This is a genomic window from Jiangella rhizosphaerae, assembly GCF_003579925.1.
Classification (GTDB): domain Bacteria; phylum Actinomycetota; class Actinomycetes; order Jiangellales; family Jiangellaceae; genus Jiangella; species Jiangella rhizosphaerae.
In genome coordinates this window covers 1-1299 of the sequence record NZ_QUAL01000234.1, presented here as the reverse complement: position 1 = coordinate 1299, position 1299 = coordinate 1, and the positions used below count along the sequence as shown (strand labels likewise).

The following is a 1299-nucleotide window of genomic DNA, read 5'->3' as shown; positions in this document are numbered from 1 at the left end:
GGTGCGGCCGGCCCTGCTCGGCGCCGTCGCCGGCATCGCGGGGACGGTGGCCGCGCTGACGCTGGCCGCCGGCGTCGGCGACGCCGAGACCACGCCGGCGCGGTACGGCCAGGTGCACGCGCTGGAGGCCGCGCTCGACGTCGACGACGACGGCACGGCCGGGCGGGTGCTGGCCGTGCTCGCCGCCGACCCCGCCGTCGCCGCCGTCAACGACAGCCGGTCGGCGGTGGCGCAGGCCCGTGGCGCCAGCCCGGCGGTGTACACGTTCCAGCCGGTCGGCGCGCCGCTGCCGGTCGTCGTGGACGAGGGGCGGCTGCCCGCCGCGCCCGACGAGATCGCACTCGGCCCGTACGTCGCCCAGGTGCTGGGCGTCGCGGTCGGCGACACCGTCGAGCTGACCGGGACACGAGCGGCGGGCCGGCTCACGGTCACCGGGCTGGCCTTCCTGCCGGAGGGACCGGCGAACTACAACGTCGACGGCGGCTGGGTCACCGGGGCCGGGTTCGACGCGTTGTTCGACGCCGCGTCCTTCCACCTCGCGCACATCGCGGTGCGCGACGGCGCGGACCCGGCCGCTGTGGCGCGGCGGCTGGACCGGGCCGTGCACGCCGTGTCCGAGGACGTCTCGGTGCATGCCGCGCTGCGACGCGACCACTCGGTGGAGCTGCTCGTGATCCGGGACCTCCCGCTCCACCTCGCGCTCTTCCTCGGGGTGCTCGCGCTGGCCGCCGTCGGGCACGCCCTGTCGGTGGCGGTCCGCCGCCGCCGGCACGACCTCGCCGTGCTGCGCGCCACCGGGCTGACCGGGCCGCAGTGCCGCGGCGCCGTCGTCACCCAGTCCGTGGTGATCGTGCTGGCCGGGCTGGCGGTCGGCGCGCCGCTCGGTGTCGCGGCCGGACGCTCACTGTGGCGCTACGTCAGTGAGACCGCTGTGACGCACTACGTGCCACCGCCGGTGCTCCCGGCCCTGGTCGTCGTGGTTCCCGCGGCGCTGCTGGCCGCCGTGGCGCTGGCGGCGTGGCCGGCCCGGCGGGCGGCGTCGTTCCCGGTGTGGCAGGCCCTGCGGGCGGAATGAGGAGGTGGGCGGCATGAACGCGACTCTCGCCGCGGCCCGGGCGCGGAACCGGCGCGACGTGGCGCTGTGGGCCGGGTGGGCGGTGCTGGTCGCCGGCACCGTCGCGCTCGCGGTGTGGGCGCTGCGGACGCTGATCGACGTGCCGGGCGACCTGCTGCCGTGGGCGCTGCTCGGGCTGGCCGCCGTCCCGGTCGCGGTCGCGGCGTCGGCGCTGCCCCGGCTGC

At 78.2% G+C, this 1299-nt stretch carries 1 protein-coding gene and 1 pseudogene; both read left to right on the top strand.

What is annotated here, in order from left to right; all coding sequences use genetic code 11:
- A partial coding sequence (locus tag DY240_RS22700) for an ABC transporter permease (RefSeq protein WP_147375456.1) occupies nucleotides 1–1075 on the top strand: 1075 nt, incomplete at its 5' end.
- Nucleotides 1076–1088: 13 nt separating this feature from the next.
- Nucleotides 1089–1299 (top strand): annotated as a pseudogene (locus DY240_RS22695) (hypothetical protein); the annotation flags it as partial.